Origin of the sequence: Maribacter sp. MJ134 (assembly GCF_003970695.1) — a bacterium.
In the GTDB taxonomy this organism is placed as follows: Bacteria; Bacteroidota; Bacteroidia; order Flavobacteriales; family Flavobacteriaceae; genus Maribacter.
Genome location: NZ_CP034570.1, coordinates 3,148,358 through 3,163,461, shown reverse-complemented (window position 1 = coordinate 3,163,461; position 15,104 = coordinate 3,148,358). Strand labels below are relative to the sequence as shown.

General features: G+C 37.5%; 20 protein-coding genes. 15 read left to right on the top strand and 5 right to left on the bottom strand.

What is annotated here, in order from left to right:
* Nucleotides 1-86: 86 nt before the first annotated feature.
* Genes EJ994_RS13645 through EJ994_RS13630 form a run of 4 tightly spaced genes read right to left on the bottom strand, consistent with a single transcriptional unit; the run spans nt 87 to nt 3,918 of the window.
* Nucleotides 87-452 carry a DUF2237 family protein gene (locus EJ994_RS13645; protein WP_126592990.1) on the bottom strand — a complete coding sequence of 122 codons (366 nt, stop codon included), beginning with the start codon at nt 450-452 and terminating at the stop codon, nt 87-89.
* Complete coding sequence (locus EJ994_RS13640; RefSeq protein ID WP_126592989.1) at nt 425-1,006, bottom strand: hypothetical protein; 582 nt, start codon at nt 1,004-1,006, stop codon at nt 425-427. The genes EJ994_RS13645 and EJ994_RS13640 overlap by 28 nt, the downstream gene beginning before the upstream one ends.
* A complete protein-coding gene (locus EJ994_RS13635; protein ID WP_126592988.1) occupies nt 1,003-2,088 on the bottom strand; it encodes an acyltransferase family protein in 1,086 nt (361 codons plus the stop codon). Before EJ994_RS13635 ends, EJ994_RS13640 begins: the two co-directional genes overlap by 4 nt.
* A gap of 18 nt (nt 2,089-2,106) precedes the next feature.
* Nucleotides 2,107-3,918 (bottom strand): sodium:solute symporter family protein, encoded by a 1,812-nt coding sequence (locus EJ994_RS13630; protein WP_126592987.1) that lies wholly within the window; start codon nt 3,916-3,918, stop codon nt 2,107-2,109.
* 93 nt (nt 3,919-4,011) lie between these two features.
* Here EJ994_RS13630 and EJ994_RS13625 point away from each other — a divergent pair, with 93 nt between their 5' ends.
* Entirely contained in the window at nt 4,012-4,749 is a 738-nt protein-coding gene (locus EJ994_RS13625; protein WP_099572190.1) for a sulfite exporter TauE/SafE family protein, read from the top strand.
* A 90-nt stretch (nt 4,750-4,839) separates the two neighbouring features.
* Complete coding sequence (locus EJ994_RS13620; RefSeq protein WP_099572191.1) at nt 4,840-5,019, top strand: hypothetical protein; 180 nt, start codon at nt 4,840-4,842, stop codon at nt 5,017-5,019.
* Between the two features lie 101 nt (nt 5,020-5,120).
* Here the strand turns inward: EJ994_RS13620 and EJ994_RS13615 are convergent, their stop codons facing one another.
* Complete coding sequence (locus EJ994_RS13615; protein ID WP_126592986.1) at nt 5,121-6,065, bottom strand: hypothetical protein; 945 nt, start codon at nt 6,063-6,065, stop codon at nt 5,121-5,123.
* Nucleotides 6,066-6,402: 337 nt separating this feature from the next.
* On the opposite strand from EJ994_RS13615, the gene EJ994_RS17460 reads away from it, so the two are divergent.
* The 13 genes from EJ994_RS17460 to EJ994_RS13555 all read left to right on the top strand — a co-directional run bounded on the left by EJ994_RS17460 (nt 6,403) and on the right by EJ994_RS13555 (nt 15,103).
* Nucleotides 6,403-6,564, top strand: a complete 162-nt coding sequence (locus EJ994_RS17460) for a hypothetical protein (protein ID WP_164721406.1) — start codon at nt 6,403-6,405, stop codon at nt 6,562-6,564.
* A gap of 76 nt (nt 6,565-6,640) precedes the next feature.
* Nucleotides 6,641-8,584 (top strand): hypothetical protein, encoded by a 1,944-nt coding sequence (locus EJ994_RS13610; RefSeq protein ID WP_126592985.1) that lies wholly within the window; start codon nt 6,641-6,643, stop codon nt 8,582-8,584.
* An 8-nt stretch (nt 8,585-8,592) separates the two neighbouring features.
* On the top strand, nt 8,593-9,258 hold the full coding sequence (locus EJ994_RS13605; protein WP_126592984.1) for a response regulator transcription factor: 666 nt from the start codon (nt 8,593-8,595) through the stop codon (nt 9,256-9,258).
* A gap of 120 nt (nt 9,259-9,378) precedes the next feature.
* Complete coding sequence (locus EJ994_RS13600) at nt 9,379-9,621, top strand: DUF2188 domain-containing protein (RefSeq protein ID WP_126592983.1); 243 nt, start codon at nt 9,379-9,381, stop codon at nt 9,619-9,621.
* Between the two features lie 27 nt (nt 9,622-9,648).
* Nucleotides 9,649-10,251, top strand: coding sequence for a mobilome CxxCx(11)CxxC protein (locus tag EJ994_RS13595; protein ID WP_126592982.1), 603 nt, complete (start codon nt 9,649-9,651; stop codon nt 10,249-10,251).
* 23 nt (nt 10,252-10,274) lie between these two features.
* Complete coding sequence (locus tag EJ994_RS13590) at nt 10,275-10,463, top strand: hypothetical protein (protein WP_126592981.1); 189 nt, start codon at nt 10,275-10,277, stop codon at nt 10,461-10,463.
* Nucleotides 10,464-10,480: 17 nt separating this feature from the next.
* Nucleotides 10,481-11,524 (top strand): type I restriction endonuclease, encoded by a 1,044-nt coding sequence (locus EJ994_RS13585; RefSeq protein WP_126592980.1) that lies wholly within the window; start codon nt 10,481-10,483, stop codon nt 11,522-11,524.
* 108 nt (nt 11,525-11,632) lie between these two features.
* Nucleotides 11,633-12,355: a hypothetical protein gene (locus EJ994_RS13580; RefSeq protein WP_126592979.1), complete on the top strand. Its 723-nt coding sequence runs from the start codon at nt 11,633-11,635 to the stop codon at nt 12,353-12,355.
* Nucleotides 12,356-12,509: 154 nt separating this feature from the next.
* Nucleotides 12,510-12,743 (top strand): hypothetical protein, encoded by a 234-nt coding sequence (locus tag EJ994_RS13575; RefSeq protein ID WP_126592978.1) that lies wholly within the window; start codon nt 12,510-12,512, stop codon nt 12,741-12,743.
* Nucleotides 12,740-13,021, top strand: coding sequence for a membrane protein insertion efficiency factor YidD (gene yidD / locus EJ994_RS17785; RefSeq protein WP_126592977.1), 282 nt, complete (start codon nt 12,740-12,742; stop codon nt 13,019-13,021). Before EJ994_RS13575 ends, yidD begins: the two co-directional genes overlap by 4 nt.
* Nucleotides 12,999-13,385, top strand: coding sequence for a DUF6804 family protein (locus tag EJ994_RS13565; RefSeq protein WP_126592976.1), 387 nt, complete (start codon nt 12,999-13,001; stop codon nt 13,383-13,385). Before yidD ends, EJ994_RS13565 begins: the two co-directional genes overlap by 23 nt.
* Before the next feature lie 12 nt (nt 13,386-13,397).
* Nucleotides 13,398-13,805 (top strand): hypothetical protein, encoded by a 408-nt coding sequence (locus EJ994_RS13560; protein ID WP_126592975.1) that lies wholly within the window; start codon nt 13,398-13,400, stop codon nt 13,803-13,805.
* A 2-nt stretch (nt 13,806-13,807) separates the two neighbouring features.
* Nucleotides 13,808-15,103, top strand: a complete 1,296-nt coding sequence (locus EJ994_RS13555; RefSeq protein WP_126592974.1) for a beta-carotene 15,15'-monooxygenase — start codon at nt 13,808-13,810, stop codon at nt 15,101-15,103.
* Nucleotide 15,104 lies beyond the last annotated feature (1 nt).

Genomic DNA, 15,104 nt, shown 5'->3' with positions numbered 1-15,104 from the left:
AAAATAATGTGGGACGGCACTTGCAGCATTAAAAATCTGTTAAAAACTGTCTATTCCCACAAAGATAAAGGTGGTCTAGGTGCCTTTTAGGCTTGATATTGCTTTAAGACAGCTATCGATGTATACTCTAGGGCTTTTTCATGGGTTGCTTCCAAAACAATTTTTGGTGCCTTCCCCGCTTTTTCTGCTTCCAACCAGCGCATAATACAGAGACACCACTTATCCCCGGCCTTTAATCCCGGGAAAGACCATTGGGGTATAGGAGTGGATAAATCGTTTCCTTTCGATTTTGTAAAGGATAGGAACGCATCCGTGATAACCGCACAGACCACATGGGTACCATAATCCTCGGCTCCCGTTTTACAGAAACCATCTCTATAAAAGCCTGTTTTGGGTTCAAAGCAACAAGAACATAAGTCCGTTCCTAAGACGTTTTTGGGTTTTTCTTCCATTCGTTATAAAAAGCTACCAGTTCAAAAGCATATTTAAACTCCTTATTTTTAATTTTTTCTACTAACGGTGGGCAGTCGCTAAAAAACGCAATCATTCGTTTGCGTTTAATACCAAATATACCCTGGGTCACCCGCACCAGATCGGAGCTATTTCCTTTTGCAAAGTAATCTACGTCAATAATCATTTCTTCGCCCTGTTCTTGAAGTTCATATACGTAATGTGAAACCTGACCTTCCGTTTCTACGCGCATAAATTCATATTCCCCGTCCAAAAACATTGTCCTATAAGTAGTGCCCCCTTTGCGGTACCCTCTAATTTTCTTTGGGGCAAAACGCTTTTTCAATCCTTTCCCTTTCAGCTTTACCTTCTCGTGTATTCCGCCAAAGGGTCCAAGCTTACGGTCGCTCACAGTGCCGTACAAGGTGTCATTTTTAAGGGTAATCACATAGCCTTCTTGATAATCTTCTTGAGAAGTGACGGTATGTATGCCGCTCAGCGATGTTAAAAAAAGAAATACAATAACCGGTGGGGAAAATCTTGTTTTTACCATCATACCTTTATGAATATCTTCTTCCGGTACAAGAAATATGCCAGAAAGCAGTAAAAAGCAACGACCGATAATCCGTATAGGAGCGAAGAAAATTCCATCGATATGAAATCGTGTACATATATATTTTGAAAAAGCCAGCCGTGCAATGACGTATCGCCCACTTTTATCTGACCCATGATTTTAGCGATAAAACTCGATAGAAAATACACTACAATGGCATTGGCTCCCGCATATCTGAATATGCTCCCGAACTTTAGCTTTTTTATATCCGTCAGGTAATAAATTAAAGCCAGTACCAAATTGGCCCATCCAGCGGTAACCAGCACAAAACTGCTGGTCCATAAGGCTTTATTGATAGGGAATATGATATCCCAGAGATGTCCGATAATGAGCAAGCTACCGCCTATTCCCATTAAAAGCGTTGCTTTTTTCTCTTGTTTGGAAGTGAGTATTAGGCCGGTGAAAATTCCCAGTAATGCACTGGCAATAGAAGGTATGGTACTCAATAATCCTTCTGGATCATAATCTGCCTTGTAATTATGTGTTCCAAACACTTTTACATCCAACCAATTGGCCAAATTATTAGGTGCCCTATCCAGCGTAGATTCAATTCCGTTCACAGGCACCAAGGTCATCAACAACCAATACCCAATAAGCATTGCCACGGTTATTCCGATCAGGGTTTTCCAGTTACAATTTATAAAGAGTATGGCCGCGAAAAAGAAAACGACGCCGATACGTTGCAAAACCCCGGGAAAGCGAATGTCCGCCCAATCCTTTATAAAAGGAAAGCTTATTAGAAAAGCACCCAGAAAAAGACCCAAACCGATAAGTTTCAATGTCCTAATAGTAATTTTCTTATAGACTCCTCCATCAATTTTCTTGTTCTTGTACGAGAACACGATGGACGTTCCTACGATGAACAAAAAGAACGGAAAAACCAAGTCCGTTGGGGTGTAACCATGCCATTTTGCATGTAAGAAAGGCGCATACACATTAGACCAGGTGCCCGGCGTATTCACCAGCACCATTAAGATAATCGTGGCGCCTCTAAAAATATCAACGGAAAGGATTCTATCTTTCATCTTACGGATTCATTAGGATTATAGAATATTGTTCTTCATTTTACCCCAAGCCTTTATCAATAAAAGACCCGATACCAAAGCTACAACGCTCAATACCATTGCAGAAGTGGTTCTTCCATAAATCCAATATCCTGTAGCGAACATCAAGGAATAAATAAGAGCTACGCCTAATAGCATCGCCACGATTCCCGAAGGAACACTCCATTTTTCATTGGTGGTAATTACCTCAACATTATCCGCCTTTGCCTCGCTGACCACTTTAGACCAACCTGGCCCGCCCGGTTGTATCTTCCTGTAAAAACTACGGAGCACCTCGTCCGATTCCGGTTGCGTCACGAAGGTTGCAATTAACCAAATTATGGTGGTCACGACCATAATGAACGGAAGCTCGCTCCAGTCGGGCAACAGTCCGTTCTCCGCTCCAAAAAGTAGCTCTTTTAACGAAGTCGTCGCTATTAAGATGGATAAAATTCCGGAGGCGAACATCGCAGAAATCTCACTCCAAGCATTGATCCGCCACCAGAACCAACGTAATATAAAAATTAAACCCGTTCCGGCACCGAAGGATAACAATAGGTTGAATACGCCCATGGCATTTTGCATGGCCAAGGCCAAAAGTGCACTTAAGACCATCAACAATACGGTAGATAACCTACCAAAATTAACCATCTGCTTCTCCGTGGCATCGGGATTTACCTGTTGCTTGTAGAAATCGAAAACCAGATATGAAGAGCCCCAGTTCAATTGGGTGGAAATGGTACTCATATAGGCGGCGATCAAAGAGGCCAACACCACGCCTAAAAGTCCGCTTGGTAATTTTGTCAGCATGGCGGAATAGGCCAAATCATGCCCCAGTTTATCTGCTGGCACATTGGGGAATGCTTCCGAAATACTCGCAATATCCGGATACACCACCAACGAGGCCAAGGCTACCAAAATCCATGGCCAAGGCCGTAAAGCGTAGTGCATAATATTAAAAAAGAATGTGGCACCTATAGCATGGTTCTCATCTTTTGCAGCCAACATTCGTTGTGCAATGTAGCCACCACCGCCAGGCTCACCGCCAGGGTACCAAGAGCTCCACCACTGTACGGCCAACGGAATGACCAAAATAGTAATCAGTGCTTTTTTATCACTAAAATCCGGTAGAATATCCATTTTAGACTTTACCAAATCGTTATCGATTATTGCCTGTAATCCTCCTACCTCTGGGATATTCACCAAATAAATTGCAGCGCCAATAGCTCCTGCCATGGCTACAAAGAACAATAAGAAATCGGTATATACCACTCCTTTAAACCCTCCTAGGGCGCTAAATACCACCGTAATTAAACCGGCTCCCACAACGGTCTGCCAAGGTTCCAGACCAAGCATAATACCCCCGATCTTTATAGCTGCCAAGGTAACGGCGGACATAGTAATAACATTGAACAGAACGCCCAGATAAACGGCCCTGAACTTTCTTAAAAAACTAGCCGGCTTTCCTCCGTAGCGGAGTTCGTAAAATTCCAAATCGGTCTTTACATCGGACTTACGCCAGAGCTTGGCATAAACGAAGACCGTTAACATTCCCGTGAGGAGAAAACACCACCAGCCCCAGTTTCCCGAGACTCCTGTAGTCCGTACCAAATCGGTTACCAGATTGGGCGTATCCGTAGAAAATGTAGTAGCCACCATGGAAAGTCCCAAAAGCCACCAAGGCATGGTACGGCCAGAAAGAAAAAACTCCGATGAGTTTTTCCCCGACTTTTTAGAGACATAAATTCCTATTCCTAATACTACGGTGAAGAAGACTATGATAAAACTATAGTCTAGTGTGCTTAATTCCATAAGTCGGTTGTTGGTTAACGTTTAAAGATAAAATAATTTGAGATACTTTTGCACATTGTTCGCTAAACGTCTGGCGGGCCTATACCAACGACTATGGAAATTTCACTAACCTCATGGATTCTAGCAACAGCAGCGGCTTTTGTGATAGGACTATCCAAAGCGGGGATTAAGGGAATTGCAGTGATCAACGTTACTTTTATGGCCTTGGCCTTCGGGGCAAAGGAATCTACGGGATTGGTAGTGCCGCTACTTGTTTTGGCGGATATTTTTGCCGTCATCTACTACAACAGGCACACCCAATGGAACTATGTCTTTAAAGTATTGCCATGGATGATTTTGGGAGTTCTTATCGGAGTTTATGTGGGGAAGGACCTGCCCGAATCCTTGTTTAAAATTGGTATGGCCATCATCATCATCATTACCGTATTCATGATGTACTGGTGGGATAGGAAAAAGGTGAAAACCGTACCTAAACATTGGGCGTTTTCCAGTTCCATAGGAATCATCGCGGGGATTACCACTATGGTGGGCAATCTTGCCGGCGCATTTTCCAATATTTATTTTCTGGCCATGCGCCTGCCTAAAAATCACTTTATAGGCACGGCGGCTTGGTTGTTTCTAATCATCAATATTGTTAAACTCCCCTTTCATATTTTTGTTTGGGACACCATTTCGGAAGAAACATTAGTCTTGAACTTAAAGCTGTTACCAGGTATCTTTATCGGTTTTTTTGTAGGTATCCGTATTATAAAATTGATCAAGGAAGCCTTCTTCAGAAAAATGATTTTAGTGCTTACGGCGCTTGGTGCCCTATTGATTCTCTTTCAATAGACCGATTCTTGAAACAGTTCTTTTCTTAAAAAATTGTTAATTTCTATTTTTTTAGTTACTTTTCCGCTAGAAACCAACCCTTTAGTGATCATGAAATCAAAAGAGAACGTACTTGACTCAGGAATTTGGAACGATATTATCGTTGTTGTAGGCCTACTCATTACCCTATTCGTATTCATGGAATATTCAGGTGAAATATCTAATGAGGTCGCTACGATCGTATCCAAATCACTAGAGGATATGAATACGAGTGTTGCCAGTTCTAAATAAAGAGTCATTTTGCGAAAGGGCTATATGCCCTCTCTGAAGTTGTCCTAACAACTTCCACTCTTTACGATTAATATTGCTTCTATAAATAGCTTTGTACATGATTATTGAGCAAAAGAGCTCTTTTTATTGGTATGTACAGGCACATATTTATGAATAATATATGGGGTTATTTTTTTTAGTGTTTCTCCGTTTATGGGATGTAGACCAGGGGCGGTGAAGTACTCGTAAAGGTCCTCATCATTTTTATAATACCAAATCCGAGGTTTGCCTGTAACTGTAAAAAAATCATAAGCCGCTGTTACCTCTACTCTTCGCATATTTTTTAATTCTCTCTTATCCAATGGTTTTACTTGAGTTCCGTATTTAGATAATGGACTTTTATCGCACGACACTACTACATAAAGCGAATCAGCCCAAGTCATACAGCCAAAATCACCAGAATTGTTTTTTGGAAAATATGAAGACCATCTTTGAACTCCTAAAATTAGCATTGTAATTCCAAACGCTACGCCGATAGAAATTATAATATTTCGCCAACGCTTAGTTCGTTTTTCCTTCTCTTCTTCCTTTCTATTGAGCTTCTCAAATCTTCTTTTTTTTTCCTCTTGTTTCTTCTTTTCTTTCTCATCATTGGGCTCATCAAAAATTTCAAGCTTCTCTGGTTCTTCTTCCGAAATTGAACTATCAGACTTTAAATATTCCTGTAATGGTCTTGGTTGAAAATCAATCAACCAACTAATAAGTTCTATGTTCTTTACATGTGTTTTTTTGACTCCACCTTTTAAAAAATTGACAATTGGTTTGAATTTATCTCCATCAAAGTTTTGTATTTCCTTTATTCTATCTTCCTCATTGCGAAATTGAAAGAAACGATTAAGAATTTTCTGGTCGTTTTTTGATTTTCTTTTTTCTAATAGGACTAAACACGCTTCTCTAATTTGACTTGGTGTAGGTTGTGCCAAATAGAAACTCATTTCGCGACCCTTTTCGCTTTTATACTTCTCTAAAACCTCTTTTTGATAACTCTGACTTGTCTTTATTCCCATGTTTGGTTGGAATTTTTGGAATTTCTATGGAATTCTCGGGAACTATTGGAATTCTTGGAATCACTTATAAAAATAACATTTTACCTCAAATAAATTTGTTCACAGGAATGATTACCGCTGTGCATTGCTAACATAGTATTTCTAGAAAAATCATTCTTACGGAAATCTATAATGCGGCCAGTATTTGGCCAATTGGAAAGTAGCTGAACGCTGCCGCATAAGATTTCCTCTTTCCAAAAAAGGGAGACGTCTCTTCACATTTTAAGGCGATGAAGCATCGCAAAAGTCACTGAGTAATAACTCGGACAGCCACAGGTATGTCCAAAAATTTAAAAAGATGAAAAAAGTTTTTATAGCCGTAATGGCACTAGTTCTTAATACCATGATGATTTCGTGTACCACGGAATCCCTAGCTGAAGCGGATGAATTGTTGAATATTCAAGCTACAGAAGGAGATGACGGAAATCCCCCACCACCACCCCCGCCGCCTGCGAAATGAACTAGCTAGTCTAAATTATTTATTTAACTTGAGCTGTGCATATTAACTATAGCACAGCTCTATTTAATTGAATTTTTTGAGAAAAACCCTATTTATTGTTCTAATTGTAACCTTGTTTTCTTGTGAGATAGAAAAGAAAAATCGCTTTGATTCTAAAAATTTGAATGATAGTACGAGCTTTTATTTTCTTAAGTCTCAAAATTTAAATCTTACAGAAGGAAAAAGGCTTAAGGCAATCAACAAGGCAATACACATATCAAGTAAATTTGAATGGCAACCTATTAATGAACAATTAGAGTATCAGAAAAATTTAATTCTTTTTGATTTGGGCAAGTATGACAGCCTCAAAATTTATCATAAAAAACTAATAAATAATGCGATAAATAATGAAAACGTTTTTTATGCTGCAACGCAATATTATTTAATGGCTTACTATTATGACAAGGTTATCAAAAGAAAAGATAGCGCATTTTTAAATTATAATCTATCGAAAAGATATTTCCTTAAAGAATTGGATAGCAGTTGGGTGGGTAGAAGCCTATTGAATATGGGAACCATTCAAAAAGACCAAAATGATTTTTTTGGAAGCAAAGAGACCCTAACAGAAGCACTGAACTATTTAAACTTGAATAATGACATTACTCATATTGTTCAATGTTATAATCTTTTAGCTACGAATCATAGAAAACTTTTGAATTTTGAAGATGCCTTAGCATATTATGCTAAAGCTATTAATATGACTGATTCATCAAGTGACAAGTTTATTTATCAAAATAACTTAGCAGCAACTTATATTGATAATCAACAATTAAAAATGGCTATAAGTCTATTGGATTCTATATCTAGTATTCCAATACCTGTAACTAATCAAAAAGAATACGCCAGAGTACTCGATAATCTGGCCTATGCCAAATGGCTATCCGGTAAAAAAATAGAAGAAAAAGACTTTCAAGCTCCTTTACAACTACGAAAACAAAAGAACGATCAAAGAGGCCAAATCGCCAGCTATACCCATCTGGGAGAATTCTATAGTAAAACCAACCCAAACAGAGCAAGGTCGTATTTTGATTCTGTTATTCAACTTTCCAGAACTCTAAAAATACCACGAGCAGAAAAAGACGCTCTCAAATTCTTAATGAAACTTAAGCCTAAGAACATTGTCTTACGCGACCGATATGTGTTTTTACAGGATAGTCTTTACGAACAGGAGCTAAAGGTTAAAACTCAGTTCGCTAAGTACAAATACGACGATAAGGTAACTCAAGAAGAAAACGCACGTTTGGAAAAAGAAAATGCCGAAAAAGAACTGGAAGCCATTCAACAACGCGACCAAAAAATCATATACTTAGGAGGCTTTGTCTTTATTACCACGGTTTTAGGGCTTTCTTTCTATGGGTTTAGACAACGTACCAAACGATTAAAACAAAAAAGTAAAACGGAAAAACTGGCGGCCATCAATGATACGGAAGCAGAACTCTCGCGAAAGTTGCACGATGACCACGGTGGTATACTAAACCAGGTGATGTTAATGGTGCAGCGCGATGTAGATAAATCCACAATTCTGGATAAACTAGAATTAGTCTATAATCAGATTCGAAATTTCTCTCGTGAAATCAATACCGTAGATACGGGGCCTAACTATTGGAAAAGCCTTAAAAGCACTTTGGAATATGCCAAACCTGCTGAAATTGAAATGGTTTTTGACGGTGGTAAGGAACTAGATTGGTCTTCGGTGGGGCAACAAACCAAAACCATACTTTTTAAGGTACTGCAGGAATTAGTCATTAATATGGCAAGGCACAGTAAGGCGGCACAGAGCGTAATTTTGTTCAAAGACCAAAACAAAGCGCTCTTTATCTATTACGAAGATGACGGGGTGGGAGCCTCTAAAGAAGCTTTATTACGAAAAAATGGCCTGCGGAATACAGAAAAGCGTATTAATGCTTTGGGCGGAAGCATTATTTTTGATTCCGAAGAAGGCAAAGGATTTCGTGCAGAAATCCGGGTTCCTAAACAATAAAGCGCACCATGTTCAAAAAAATAATCTTAGCAGAGGATTTTCAAGGAGAAAACCAAGGTATCGCCGAAGCCTTGCGTGAAAAATTAGCTATTGAAGATTTACAAAACGAGTTGTACTGCGATAAAGCGTTTACCCGTTTAAAAGTAGCTCTAAAAAATAACGCTCCCTATGAATTGTTGATTACAGATCTGTTTTTTGAAGAAGACCATGTGCCGAGAAAATTAACTTCTGGCAGCGAGCTTATTAAAGCAGCAAGAGCATTGCAGCCCAACTTAAAGATTATTGTCCACTCCATGGAAAACAATCCCCTGCACATTAACACACTCTTTAAGGAGCAGAAAATTAATGGTTATGTAAGCAAGGGACGTAAAGGAATGCTAGAACTGATCAACGCTATCAAAGAAGTGTACCATAACAGAACCTATGTCTCCCCGCAACTTAATTTAACCGCTGCGAGTAATATTGTGGAGCTAGACGATTTTGACCGGGCCATCTTAAAGGAACTCGCTAAGGGCCTTACCAAAAAAGAAGTCTCCGATAAATTTAAAAAGGAAAATAGGACCCCTAATAGTGAAAGCACCATCGATAAGAGAATAAGCAGGCTTTATGATGAGTTCGAAGCCAAGAATACCACCAATCTCCTATTTAAACTGGCAAAGGAAGGTAGGATTTAAACTTTCCTATTCCGTCGCTAACACCACGAAATAAAAAACTTACCTCCCTTACGGATATCTGTAAGGGATTGTCTTTTAATGGGTTTAGGTTTGGGGTGTTATTAATTCTAAAACAAAAAAATGGCTAATTATCATATTTCAAAAGATAAGAATAAAAACAAATGGAGAATTCAAAAAGAAGGCGGTGAAAAAGTAAGTGGCTATGCTGAAACTCAAAAGGAGGCTGAGAAAAGAGCAAAAGAATTGTCAGCTAATTCCGGCGGAGGAGAAGTCCGAATTCATGGTCTAAACGGTAAAATTCGTGATTCCGATACAGTATTCCCAGGTAACGACCCAAAATCTTCAAAAGATACGAAGCATTAAGTTTTAATATCTAATTGATGATTTGTTATGGTAAGTAATACTGAACATGTTGAAACACAAAAAGAAAAGTATAATAAGTTAAGACTGGAGTGTTGGAATAATGCTCTTCATTCATTTGCGCTGTCCTATATTTTTGATAAAAAAGCAAAAAAAAATAGTTTTAACACAAATCTTTTAAAAGTTTTTGGAATAGTGGTTCCAATAACAGTTGGAGCAACTGCAATGGGATATGATTTAGACTCGAACACATTAAAACTTATTATAACACTAGCTATCCCTCTAACAATTTTTCAACTTATTTTTTCTGTTTTTGCGGTTGTTTATAAATGGGATGATGTATTAGCTTATTCATATGAAGCTTCTCAAGACTTGTCTTTACTTTCTGATGAATTCAGAAAATTAGGGAATTTACCTCCAGAAGATTATTCCGAATTGGATCAAAAGTTTGAAGTTCTAAACACGAGGTTTAAGAGTAGAAGTCAACAAAATACTAAGTATAATATTTCAGAAAAGGAATTAAGAAAAGGCATGAGATATGGTCTAAGGGAATTTCAAAGAAAATGTATTGGTTGTAAAGAAATACCAAATTCTATGAAGTCTAGTGACTGTCATGTTTGCGGTAAATTTTAAAAAATGCATAAAATCTCAAAAAAATGAACAAAAAAATACTTGATGTACTTAAAGGTTACTCTAAGCTTTCTTTAGAGGAAAAAGCAATTTTGAAAAAACACATCCAACGATTGGACAATACGGGCATAGATGGTAAAAAAATAATTATAAAAGCTTTAAGTGAAAGTGTCGGACCATTGGACAGTAATGCTTGTTCCTGTTGTGGTAGATAATAAAAAATCAAATCAAAATGCAACTCCAACCACAATTAAAAGCCCTGGCCGAAAAAATCGTAAAGCTTAAAGACAAGATAGATACCGAAGAATCTACCAAACATGCCTTTGTGCTACCGTTTATAAATCTGTTGGGTTACGATACATTTAACCCTACCGAAGTAGTACCTGAGTTTACGGCCGATATTGGCCTTAAAAAAGGCGAAAAGGTAGATTATGCCATTTTCCAGAACGGCCAGCCCATTATCATCATCGAATGTAAAAATTGGAAACAAAAGCTCGATGCCCATAACTCGCAATTGTTCCGTTATTTTCATTCCACTAAAACCCGATTTGCCTTATTGACCAACGGCATACAATACCGCTTCTATACAGATTTGGACGCTACCAATAAAATGGACGAAAAACCTTTTTTGGAGTTTGACATGACCCACTTAAAAGAAAATACGGTACATGAAATCACCAAATTCCACAAATCCAATTTTGATATTGAAAAGATAGTGGACAATGCCAGTGCTCTAAAATATACTAAAGAAATTAAAAAGCAGATAGCGGAACAATTACAACATCCAACACCGGATTTTGTGAAATTGTTCGCAGGTAATGTGTATTCAGGCCGTCTTACCGAAAAGGTGATGGGGGAATTTACCGATTTGGTGAGTAAGGCCTTTACACAGACCATTAGTGACAAGGTAAACGACCGTTTAAACTCGGCCTTGAACAAGGAGGCGGAACAACAACAAGAAGAGGCGCAAGAACCTGAGGAAGTAAATAAAATTGAAACTACCGAAGAAGAACTGGAAGGTTTCCGAATCATTGTGGCCATTTTAAGAAGAAAACTAGCGGTTAACCGCATTGTTCACAGAGATACACAATCGTATTTCGGAATTCTTTTGGACGATAACAACCGTAAACCTCTTTGTCGATTGCATTTGAATGCAAGTACTAAATACCTCGGTATCATTAACCAGTACAAAGAAGAAACAAGACATCCTATTGATTCCATAGACTCCATATATGAGTTCGAAGAACAAATATTAAAAACGGTTGATTATTATTGAAAATAGATAATCCCGAATCAAGTAATTTCAAAGACCATACTACCAAATAAGGTGGGTTTGCACCTGTTTAAAATAACACTAAACACTAACCATTAACTATACTCTAAAATGAAAAAAGCTTTCTTAACGCTTGTACTATTCTTGTTTTTAGTTCCTAATGTAATAAAGGCGCAAAATGACGGCGCAGTAGTTGCTGGTGCAGTCGGGGCATTAGCCGCTATTGGTGCCGGAATAGCGGCAGTTGAACAAATGAAAGAACGTGCTGAGCTGACTGCCACAGAATATCTACTAGCCAATAACCCTGAAATGACAAGCTTTTCCCTAAAGACCTTAGATTTTAATGGGAAAAAGTTAAAAGATATGTCTTCCGCTTCAGTAATTACTTTTAAAATTCAAGAGTTTGAGCCAATGGACAATCCAGAATTAGATGGCAAAAAACAAGTGTTATTGGGGTTTACCAGTCATGGCTGGATTAATGAGTATGGAATAGACTTTAATAAGATAAAATGGTTTTTAATAGACCAACCTGAGTGGACAAAAATGATGGTGGCCTATGTAAGAGTAGCCTCAGGGGAATGGGTAAACCAAAGTGTGGAAGAAACCCTAATGAACGGCAAAATTGTTAATAAAGGAGTAAAGGTGAATAGCAGAATGGAAATTCCCTTTTACAAACTATCTGGCGATATGTATGTGGTTGCCGATTATTCCAATGAAATGAAGTTTATTTACAACGAGCGCTCTTTGGGTATTTTTTTGAAAGACACCAAAGATTTAGTGCAGATAAAGCGCAATAGTTTAATTGAATTGCATGAGTTCTTTTTTGAAGAATAGCGAACAAAACTCTTCGATTTATAACATGGTAACAAAGCTTGATAGTTGGAGAATCAGCACTAATATTTGCGGTTCAATTCTTCCTTACAGATATCTGTAAGGAATTGTCTTTGAATGGGTTTAGGTTTGATGCAGAACCAAAAATCAACTGAAAATGAAATACAAGGTAGTACCGTTAGAACCAAACTTAGATTTAAAGGCATCTTCCACTAAAGATGCATCCGATTATCTTGAAAAATTTATAAATCATTACGATGTTCAAGGCTGGAAGTTTATACGAGTCGAAGTCATTTCAGCCTATGTTTCTGGTGAAAGCGGTTGTTTTGGTTTGGGAGCGACCCCAGGTCATACGACTAATAAACAAATGGTCGTTTTTCAAAAAAGATGAGCATAGTACTCTTATGGCTTATCAAGGGCTATTGGCTTTTAATTCCCCCTAAAAAAAGAAACAAATGCCTTTTTAAAAAAAACTGTTCTCACTTTGTGTTTGACATCACAAAAGAAGACGGACTGCGACAAGGCCTGAAAGCACTACGCTACCGATATAAACACTGCAGACCAGGCTACTATATTATAAATGATAAAGAAGGTAAACTATTGATTTCCGCTCGAAACGAAGTGTTTAAGGCAAAAAAAATCAAAAATGAAATTCTTAAGAATAAATAAAAAAATAACAGTAAAGCTTATGCAGTTTGTGTCCATTTGCTGTGCACTTCTATTGTTCATAGCTGTGTTGCCAAACCCATTAAAATATTATTCGGTATTACGTGTGATAGTATCTATTGGAGCCATTCTAGTTATTCTTAAGAATATCGCAAATGGGTATTGGGTAGTTCTTTTTGGAGCGATATTGATATTGTTTAACCCAATAGTTCCCATTCATTTTTACACGAAAGTACCATGGGTTCCAATAGACATTGCTTCAGGGATTCTTTTCCTAATTGAAATTATCCTTGACCGACCCAAAAAGGCAAAACCTTTGTTAGTTGAACAAGAGGTGAAAACATACGAACGTGATAGAATTATATAAATCAATACAACCATGAATAATATACAAATACCAACAATAATCAAAAGTCATTTCTTGAGGTTATATCAGATAGCACTTGCAGATGGGGAATTCAGCGCACTTGAACTAAAAATGCTATATGAATTTGCGGAAGAAAGAGGTATATCAAAAGAACACTTAGATGACATTTTACTCAATCCAGTAGATGCCAGTAATCTTATCCCTGAAAATATCAATGAAAAAATAGGCTTTTTGTATGATTTTGCTGCAATGATTTGGGCCGACGAGGTCGTAACCGAAGATGAACTTTTCGCTTTAAAGAAATACATTAAGCATTTTGGGTTTTTGGATAAAAATATTGACCCCTTAGCGCAATACCTCATTAAAGCGGCACAGAACAATAAAACCAAAGAAGCAATCATAAAAGAGTTAAACGACTGACCATGGGATTAAAGAATTTAATACAGTTAAAACCAAAAGAAACAATACTAAAGGTTACCGATGAACAACCATCAGAGGATGTGAGAAAGCGCACCTATCATGAAGCAGGTTATCGCGATAGCTCAAGAAATATGGGGAATTCACAAACACTTTCTATTTGCTTGGAAGCCATATACGCAAAATTTGAAAACGAGGAAAAAGAATTACTTCATAAGCAAGATGAACTTAAAAAACCATATTCCCAAGAACAGTTAGAAAAAGAATCGGAGATAAAGGGGTTTCAAGTAGCAATAGATAATGCAAACGAAAAAATAAAACAGAATGAAGATAAAAACCATGACATAGAGAGTGCCATTAAAGAATTAAAATTTGAAATTACCGACCTCCCTCAAAATCCACACTTATACGGAGTGCCGGCCAAAAAGGGTGCTTCTGCCAAATTTTGGATAGGATTGATAGTCTTAGCCCCAATTACGGTATACCTTTTTATGTTTTACTCATCGGTCGTCTATTCCGCAATGGAAAAACAGTTTACTTATGAAGATCAGCGCTGGTATGTACCCGATGCCATTTTTAGAGCCTGGGAAGATGGTTTTCAGGCCTTGGCGACGGTTGTCTTTGCTCCATTTATTTTTATAGGCCTAGGCTATTTAATCCACATGTTCTACCAAAAGAAAAAATTAGCTTCCTATTTTAAACTAACCGCAATTATTATAGCGACTTTAGTTTTTGATATACTACTCGCATTTTTTGTTGAAAAGAAACTATGGGAGCTTAATGTAAGTGATGAAAATGCAAAATTCGGTTTCGCTGAGGCAATAGAGAGTCAAGAATTTTGGCTCATAATTTTTCTAGGGTTTATTGCCTATTTGATATGGGGTTTCATTTTTGATTTCGTAATGGAAGAACATAAAGAAAAAGATAAGATTAAAAATGCTATTCGTAAACGGAACGAGCAAATCATAATTCACAAAGAACAAATTCATGATAATAAGTCTAAAATTGATGAAGTCAAAACTTTGATACGTGAGATTAAAGAAAAAATATCAAAAGCAAAGGGTAGGATTAATGAACTTCAACGTATTGTTGACGGCACCATAATCCCTACAAAAGAATACAAATTATATGCTTCAGAATATTTACAAGGCTGGCTAACCTTCATTAATGAGAAACTTATGATTTCGAGGTCTGAAAATGACAATTTAATTTCAGAATGTTTGACTATAAATAAACTTCATCTGGAGAAAGTAGGAGTTCGAGAAGATTACCATAATACCGTATTCACTAAAACCCTTTGAA

What these genes read in the sequence shown, in the direction of transcription:
- EJ994_RS13625 (WP_099572190.1), top strand. Translation starts at nt 4,012, where the DNA reads ATGGAAATTTCACTAACCTCATGGATTCTAGCAACAGCAGCGGCTTTT.
- EJ994_RS13585 (WP_126592980.1), top strand. Translation starts at nt 10,481, where the DNA reads ATGCAACTCCAACCACAATTAAAAGCCCTGGCCGAAAAAATCGTAAAG.
- EJ994_RS13635 (WP_126592988.1), bottom strand. Translation starts at nt 2,088, where the DNA reads ATGAAAGATAGAATCCTTTCCGTTGATATTTTTAGAGGCGCCACGATT.
- EJ994_RS13620 (WP_099572191.1), top strand. Translation starts at nt 4,840, where the DNA reads ATGAAATCAAAAGAGAACGTACTTGACTCAGGAATTTGGAACGATATT.
- EJ994_RS13605 (WP_126592984.1), top strand. Translation starts at nt 8,593, where the DNA reads ATGTTCAAAAAAATAATCTTAGCAGAGGATTTTCAAGGAGAAAACCAA.
- EJ994_RS13590 (WP_126592981.1), top strand. Translation starts at nt 10,275, where the DNA reads ATGAACAAAAAAATACTTGATGTACTTAAAGGTTACTCTAAGCTTTCT.
- EJ994_RS13555 (WP_126592974.1), top strand. Translation starts at nt 13,808, where the DNA reads ATGGGATTAAAGAATTTAATACAGTTAAAACCAAAAGAAACAATACTA.
- EJ994_RS13630 (WP_126592987.1), bottom strand. Translation starts at nt 3,918, where the DNA reads ATGGAATTAAGCACACTAGACTATAGTTTTATCATAGTCTTCTTCACC.
- yidD (WP_126592977.1), top strand. Translation starts at nt 12,740, where the DNA reads ATGAGCATAGTACTCTTATGGCTTATCAAGGGCTATTGGCTTTTAATT.
- EJ994_RS13600 (WP_126592983.1), top strand. Translation starts at nt 9,379, where the DNA reads ATGGCTAATTATCATATTTCAAAAGATAAGAATAAAAACAAATGGAGA.
- EJ994_RS13580 (WP_126592979.1), top strand. Translation starts at nt 11,633, where the DNA reads ATGAAAAAAGCTTTCTTAACGCTTGTACTATTCTTGTTTTTAGTTCCT.
- EJ994_RS13595 (WP_126592982.1), top strand. Translation starts at nt 9,649, where the DNA reads ATGGTAAGTAATACTGAACATGTTGAAACACAAAAAGAAAAGTATAAT.
- EJ994_RS13575 (WP_126592978.1), top strand. Translation starts at nt 12,510, where the DNA reads ATGAAATACAAGGTAGTACCGTTAGAACCAAACTTAGATTTAAAGGCA.
- EJ994_RS13565 (WP_126592976.1), top strand. Translation starts at nt 12,999, where the DNA reads ATGAAATTCTTAAGAATAAATAAAAAAATAACAGTAAAGCTTATGCAG.
- EJ994_RS13615 (WP_126592986.1), bottom strand. Translation starts at nt 6,065, where the DNA reads ATGGGAATAAAGACAAGTCAGAGTTATCAAAAAGAGGTTTTAGAGAAG.
- EJ994_RS13645 (WP_126592990.1), bottom strand. Translation starts at nt 452, where the DNA reads ATGGAAGAAAAACCCAAAAACGTCTTAGGAACGGACTTATGTTCTTGT.
- EJ994_RS13640 (WP_126592989.1), bottom strand. Translation starts at nt 1,006, where the DNA reads ATGATGGTAAAAACAAGATTTTCCCCACCGGTTATTGTATTTCTTTTT.
- EJ994_RS13560 (WP_126592975.1), top strand. Translation starts at nt 13,398, where the DNA reads ATGAATAATATACAAATACCAACAATAATCAAAAGTCATTTCTTGAGG.
- EJ994_RS17460 (WP_164721406.1), top strand. Translation starts at nt 6,403, where the DNA reads ATGAAAAAAGTTTTTATAGCCGTAATGGCACTAGTTCTTAATACCATG.